This is a genomic window from Herbidospora mongoliensis (genome assembly GCF_001570545.1).
Classification (GTDB): Bacteria; Actinomycetota; Actinomycetes; order Streptosporangiales; family Streptosporangiaceae; genus Herbidospora; species Herbidospora mongoliensis.
This window is the reverse complement of sequence record NZ_BBXD01000042.1, coordinates 1-5,585: the sequence shown is the minus strand read 5'-3', so window position 1 is coordinate 5,585 and position 5,585 is coordinate 1. Positions and strand designations below refer to the sequence as shown.

The window sequence follows — 5,585 nt, the reverse complement described above, 5'->3', positions numbered from 1 at the left end:
CCGCCCTGCTGTGCGGCGGAGATGCGGGGATCGCAAATGCGTGACCGGAGACCACCTGCCTATCTGTGGAACCGCGGTACCCGAGCGGCGAGACACAGCCTGCAACGGGCGATCCTGATGGCGTTCAACACTCCCTTCGTCTCTATCTCCGCGACCTACTGTCTGACTTCTGTCTGACTTCACCTGCGGCAGCGCGTCCACGATCAGGACCCCCAGCACCGCACTGGCCCCTCACGTCCGACCTTCTGCCTGACTGCTACTGCAACTTCACCTGCGGCAGCGCGTCCACGACCAGGGCCCCCAGCACTGCACCGGCCCCTGTCGTCCGACCTTCTGCCATAACGACTACTGCGACTTCACCTCTGGCAGCGCGTCCACGGCCGGGCCCCTTACTACTGCGTGGCCCGTCACGTCCGACCTTCTGCCGTCAATCCACTTCGTGTTGCTCCGGGCGGTTCCTCGTGATGCTCGTACTTCCGCCACCCGGTCGATCCGTCCTTGCGATGTGAGAAACATTAGCTCCGACGCCCGCGAATGTCTACTCCAGTGAGTACAGATTTTCGATGTCAGGTGCGGCAGCCTTCCGCCAGCGCCATGACCAGCGAGGACGCCGCATCTCAGCCACCGGCCGGGTCCGGCCCGCCGTGGAGTGCGGAGCCCTTGGCGTCGGCAGCTTGCCCGATGGTGACGATTCGTCGCGTCGACGGCACGCGCGATGGGCGACGTATCTGCTGACGGGCAGGGGATGGTCATCAACGTGTGGGATTCGCGCACCCGGTCCGATCCCGTCGCCGCTTATATCGGTGGAGTCCCGATGGTCGGCAGGCCGCATCAGACCTGCCGACCCCGTATGGGGTAGAGGTGCTGGTGAGCCGGTTATCAGGGCCGATGCCGGTAACCGGCGCGGTATCCGAACCGTGATCCGCGCATCTGACCCTCCGCGGACGGGCGAGCGACTAATGCATCATGAGGGCGCATGGTCTGGACCGGATGGCTGGTCAGGGGCGTTCAGGCCATTCACCGTCGCGGGACGCGGCCCGGCCGGGATGGACATGGCCCCCTGGTCACGCCGACCAATCCCGTACGCGCATGTATGTCCCGCGCACGGGTCCTCATCCCCGTCCTACCATGATGTCTTTTTCGTGATTGTCTCAACGCCCCCGATATCTCGCGCGCGCCTGCGCGGGTGACGAGGTTCAACCGATGCCCGTTAGGCCACTCGGTCGTGGGAGTACGCGCACGCGCTCACGGCGGGGTCGTCAGCGCTGTGGCCGGCGTGCTCGATCACCGTGTCCAACTGCCCGAGTGCCCGTGACAGGTCGGCGATGGTTCCCGCGATGCGCGCCCGCTCGGCGATCAGGATGTCGAGCGTGTCGGGAGTCGTCACTCCCGAGTCGACGTAGGGCAGGAGCTGCGCGATCGTGCGGCTGGGCAGCCCTGCGGCGAAGAACTGCTGGATGAGCCGCACCCGGCCTATCACCGACTCGGCAAAGTGGCGCTGGCCGCTCGAGCTGCGCTCCGCCCGGATGAGCCCCTGCTGCTCGTAGTAGCGGAGCGACCGTACGCTCACGCCCGCCTGACTGGCGACGTCTCCGATGCGCATGCGGCGACCTTTCCGGACACGGACTTGCCCCTGACATCAATGTCAGGTTTTAGCGTACGGGAGCCGGTCCTCGGCACAGAGAACAGGGAGAACCCATGTCACCCACCACCGCCGACCTCGTACTACGAGCCGAGATCGAGGAGCTGGTCACCCGCTACGCGACCGCGATCGACCATCGCGATTGGGACCTTTTCCGCAGCGTCTTCGCCGACGACGCCCGCATCGACTACGGACCCCTCATGGGAACCTGGGACGACGCCGACGTGTTCACCGATTTCATGCGCCAGGTGCACGCCCCCGCAGGACGCAGCATCCACCGGATGACCAACATCACGGTCAAGCCCGGTGATGTCCTGGCCGCGGTGACCTACGGCGACTCGATCATCCTGGAGGCCGCCAACGAGGCCAATTACGACCACGGAGCGGCATCTTACGACGACACCTTCGTGCGCACCGAGACTGGTCTGAAGATCAGCAGCCGCACCACGCGCGTCGTGCTTTTCGAGAAGCTCACGACGAACATCGCAATCGGGCTCTAGCTCTGCCCGCCAAGCCTGCGATTCCGTATGGCTGCCGAAGCGCGCGAACACGAGCAGGGAAGCCGTGGCGAACCATCAGACGCGGAGAAGGTGTCGTCTTGGCATCGAGGGTGCGGGTCTGGTGTGTGCCGGCTTTCGCAGGGCAGACGGGTCTGCAGCTTCACCCCCCGTCCTTCAAGGGAGCTCTGCATGACCATCACCGGCATCATCATCGCCATCATCGTCGGCGCCATCATCGGCGCGCTGGGCCGCCTGGTGGTTCCGGGCAAGCAGCACATCCCGATCTGGCTGACCATCGTGGTGGGCATCGTGGCCGCCTTCATCGGCACCTTCCTCGCCAGCGCCCTGGGCGTGTCGTCGACCGACGGCATCGACTGGATCGAACTGCTGATCCAGGTCGCCGTCGCCGCCGTCGGCGTCATCCTGGTGGTCAGCCTGTACGACCGGCGCGGCGTCCGCCACTGAGCGCGGCTGACCGACTGACCACGCAGACCCCATCCGGATTTGCCGGGTGGGGTTTTGCGTGCCCGACCAGGTAGGCAGCTGCCATGTACCTGGAGTAGGCCTCGCCGCCGCGTAACCCCTGATCCAACCCCACGCTTCCGAAAACGCGAGATAGGCATCCGGATGCATCCAGTTACGCCAGTGCCGCTCCCGGAGCAAGTAACCCGCTACCGCCGGTTCCGGGACGAAGTAACGACGGCCGAACTGGAACAGTTCTTCCGCCGGGATGCCCGAGCCTTGGACATGCCGGCCGGTAAAACGCCGTCCGGCCGCGAAGCCGGGGTGGGCGGGCCGGGACCTGTGCGCATGCTCGGCACCTTCCTGACCGAAGGTCCTTGGATGGGCCTTCCGAAGCGCTGAGATCAGTCGCCGCGCAACTCGACCTCGATCCGGTCGATGGCCGGGTCGAGGGCGGTCACATGGACGACGTCGTGGGGCAGGTTCGTCCCGGCCCAGCCGCGTCCCGCCGCGAGCACAACTGCGCCTTCAGCGGCGGCGGCAGGGCGCGCGGCTCGCAGGGCTGCGGGCGACGCGGTGGCGGGCATATGAGACCACAGCACCACAACCCTCGGCTGGACTCGGCCGACCGCGTCGGCGAGTGCCGGGTCGGGCATGTCGGCGCCGAGCATGACAGCAGGTACGCCTCGCTCGGCCAGGGCGGCGTTCAGCGCCTCAAGCGGCAGGGAGTGGTGTTCGCCCGCTGTGCAGGCGAGCATCGCGACGGGCGTTCCCGCGACGGCGGTGACCACTTGATGCAGGCCGGTGGTGATCGACCAGGACAGCAGGTGCTCGACGTCGACGCAGTCGCTTCGGCCGGAGATCGGCCCGTGCACGTGGTTCAGGGCGGGTACGCACAGGTGCTGCCAGGTTTCGCTCACCCCGTGCACGTTCAGGGCGAGGCTGATCATCGTGATCATGCTGTGGGTGTCGAGCCGGTGGGCCGCGTCGACGAGCCGATCGACCAGGTCGCCGTCCAGGTTGACGTTCTGGGGCCGCCGGCCCTGAGCGGCACGGGCGGCCGCCGAAGGCGCGCTGCCCTGGGCGATGAGCCGCTGCATGACGATCAAGGCGGCGATGTCGGATTCGGTGTAGCGGCGGTGCCGGCCGCGCTGGTGACCGCTGGGCCCCATGCCGTAGCGGTTGTTCCAGCTGCGCAACGTGGAGACCGGCAGGCCCAACCGGCGCGCCACCGCGCCGGCGGCGAAGGTGGGAGGCTCCGTGGCGGGCCTGGCCGGATGGACGTGCTGTGTCACCTACCTATCGTGGCACCCGTCACGCCATGCGGGAGGGCCTGAGCGATGCACCCGCTCTGGACGGCGTATCGACCCAGGCCCGGATGAGGGAGGTCAGCTCTGGTGGGGGCCGTTCACCTCGCCCCGCCAGGCGCCGCTCTCGCTGCCGCGCTTCTCGATGAACTCGCCGAACCGGCGCAGGTCACCCTTGACCTGGTGGCTCAGCAGGCCGACGGCGTCGGCCACGTTCTCGGCCACCCCTTCAGGCTCGGTGTCCATCTGCAGGGTGACCCGGGTGTGGTTCTCGTTGAGGCGGTGGAAGGTGACCACCCCGGCGTGCCGCGGGCTGTCGACCGACTCCCATGCCACCCGCTCATCGGGGTGCTGTTCGGTGATGCGGGCGTCGAACTCGCGCTGTACGCCGGCGATCTTGATCTTCCAGTGGGTCATCGTGTCGCTCTGCTGGGTGATGGACTCTACGCCGTCCATGAACTGGGGGAAGGACTCGAACTGGGTCCACTGGTCATAGGCGGTCCGGACGGGGACCGCGACATCGATGGATTCGGTGATGGAGCTCATACAGGTTGTTCCCTTCTCATCGCGATGATCTTGAGGAGCGGGCAGGACTGCCGATCTGCGCTGGTGTGGGAACTGGGCCACCCTGACCGCGGCAAGCACGGTCGGGCCAGGAGGTCAGGCGAGCGCGCTCAGCGCGCAGACTGCGGCCCAAGCCAGAGCGACGCCGCCAACTCGCCACCGGGCGGCGGGCGTAGGCAGCGTGGTGCCGAACGACACGGCGTCACCCAGATCGGATGCCACCCGTGCGGCAATGGCCACGTGCAACGGCGCCCCCTGAGGTGCGGCCATCATGGCCGCACCGATCGCCAGATCACGCGCCCCCATCGCGGCGATCAGCGTGGAGGTGCCGGGCAATGGTTCGCCTGCCTTGTCGACCAGCCCGCACGGGCCGGCCAGAAGCCTCGGTCGCACGATGATCGCGACCGAGTAGAGCACGGTGATCGCTCCAAGAATGCGAGGCAGCGGCGTCATGACTGCATCTCTGCCCTCAGCCCCCGCACTAAACGACGCATAAACGACGCATCGGAGAGCCACAGCATCGAATCGCAGCACGATGACGCGCAGGAGATGGAGGCGATGGCCTGGGTGCGCCGGTTCCGGGCCGGTGGGTTGAGCGCGTGGGTGGATCGGTCGCGGCGGCCGGATACCTGCCCGCACCAGACCGATGAGGTGGTGGAGGCGCTGGTGTGTGAGCTGCGGCGCGCCCATCCGCGGTGGGGTCCGGCCCGGCTGGCCTATGAGCCGGAGCGGCGTGAGGTGGTACCGGTTCTTGGCTGCGCGTCATGCACGACGGCCAAGAGCTCATCTCTCACGGAACAGTGATCGTTCAAGCCACCCGAGCCGAACCGCGAAACCCCGCCGCAGAGACATCCACGGCGGGGTTTTCGCTGTTCAGGCCCTACTTGAGCAACTGCCGCGCCATCACCATCCGCTGGATCTGGTTGGTCCCCTCGTAGATCTGGGTGATCTTCTCGCCGGGAATCGGCCACCTGGCAAGAAGTCTCGATCAAGCGCGTGAGCAGGGCGAACGCTCGTCGGAGACTTCCATCGCCTTTGGCCACCTTCCGGCCTTCCACGGAACGGCCACGGAACAGACCATGATCGATAAGCCGCCGACCCGACCCCAGG

7 protein-coding genes are annotated in these 5,585 nt (G+C 67.0%); 3 read left to right on the top strand and 4 right to left on the bottom strand.

What is annotated here, in order from left to right:
* Window positions 1-1,210: 1,210 nt before the first annotated feature.
* Window positions 1,211-1,603, bottom strand: a complete 393-nt coding sequence (locus AW272_RS40080) for a MerR family transcriptional regulator (RefSeq protein ID WP_066376557.1) — start codon at window positions 1,601-1,603, stop codon at window positions 1,211-1,213.
* A gap of 95 nt (window positions 1,604-1,698) precedes the next feature.
* On the opposite strand from AW272_RS40080, the gene AW272_RS40075 reads away from it, so the two are divergent.
* Both AW272_RS40075 and AW272_RS40070 read left to right on the top strand, forming a co-directional pair.
* Window positions 1,699-2,142 carry a nuclear transport factor 2 family protein gene (locus AW272_RS40075; RefSeq protein WP_066376555.1) on the top strand — a complete coding sequence of 148 codons (444 nt, stop codon included), beginning with the start codon at window positions 1,699-1,701 and terminating at the stop codon, window positions 2,140-2,142.
* 189 nt (window positions 2,143-2,331) lie between these two features.
* Complete coding sequence (locus tag AW272_RS40070) at window positions 2,332-2,607, top strand: GlsB/YeaQ/YmgE family stress response membrane protein (protein ID WP_066376554.1); 276 nt, start codon at window positions 2,332-2,334, stop codon at window positions 2,605-2,607.
* A gap of 401 nt (window positions 2,608-3,008) precedes the next feature.
* On the opposite strand, the gene AW272_RS40065 is transcribed toward AW272_RS40070, so the two are convergent.
* The 3 genes from AW272_RS40065 to AW272_RS40055 all read right to left on the bottom strand — a co-directional run bounded on the left by AW272_RS40065 (window position 3,009) and on the right by AW272_RS40055 (window position 4,928).
* Entirely contained in the window at window positions 3,009-3,899 is an 891-nt protein-coding gene (locus AW272_RS40065; RefSeq protein WP_083959191.1) for a MerR family transcriptional regulator, read from the bottom strand.
* A gap of 93 nt (window positions 3,900-3,992) precedes the next feature.
* Window positions 3,993-4,457 carry an SRPBCC family protein gene (locus AW272_RS40060; protein WP_066376547.1) on the bottom strand — a complete coding sequence of 155 codons (465 nt, stop codon included), beginning with the start codon at window positions 4,455-4,457 and terminating at the stop codon, window positions 3,993-3,995.
* A 114-nt stretch (window positions 4,458-4,571) separates the two neighbouring features.
* Complete coding sequence (locus tag AW272_RS40055; RefSeq protein ID WP_066376545.1) at window positions 4,572-4,928, bottom strand: hypothetical protein; 357 nt, start codon at window positions 4,926-4,928, stop codon at window positions 4,572-4,574.
* Window positions 4,929-5,024: 96 nt separating this feature from the next.
* On the opposite strand from AW272_RS40055, the gene AW272_RS46260 reads away from it, so the two are divergent.
* Window positions 5,025-5,279: a helix-turn-helix domain-containing protein gene (locus AW272_RS46260; RefSeq protein WP_066376543.1), complete on the top strand. Its 255-nt coding sequence runs from the start codon at window positions 5,025-5,027 to the stop codon at window positions 5,277-5,279.
* Window positions 5,280-5,585: the final 306 nt, after the last annotated feature.

Bases quoted from the DNA above. Each gene is read 5' to 3' on its own strand.
- AW272_RS46260 (WP_066376543.1), top strand. From the start codon at position 5,025: ATGGAGGCGATGGCCTGGGTGCGCCGGTTCCGGGCCGGTGGGTTGAGC.
- AW272_RS40070 (WP_066376554.1), top strand. From the start codon at position 2,332: ATGACCATCACCGGCATCATCATCGCCATCATCGTCGGCGCCATCATC.
- AW272_RS40080 (WP_066376557.1), bottom strand. From the start codon at position 1,603: ATGCGCATCGGAGACGTCGCCAGTCAGGCGGGCGTGAGCGTACGGTCG.
- AW272_RS40060 (WP_066376547.1), bottom strand. From the start codon at position 4,457: ATGAGCTCCATCACCGAATCCATCGATGTCGCGGTCCCCGTCCGGACC.
- AW272_RS40075 (WP_066376555.1), top strand. From the start codon at position 1,699: ATGTCACCCACCACCGCCGACCTCGTACTACGAGCCGAGATCGAGGAG.
- AW272_RS40055 (WP_066376545.1), bottom strand. From the start codon at position 4,928: ATGACGCCGCTGCCTCGCATTCTTGGAGCGATCACCGTGCTCTACTCG.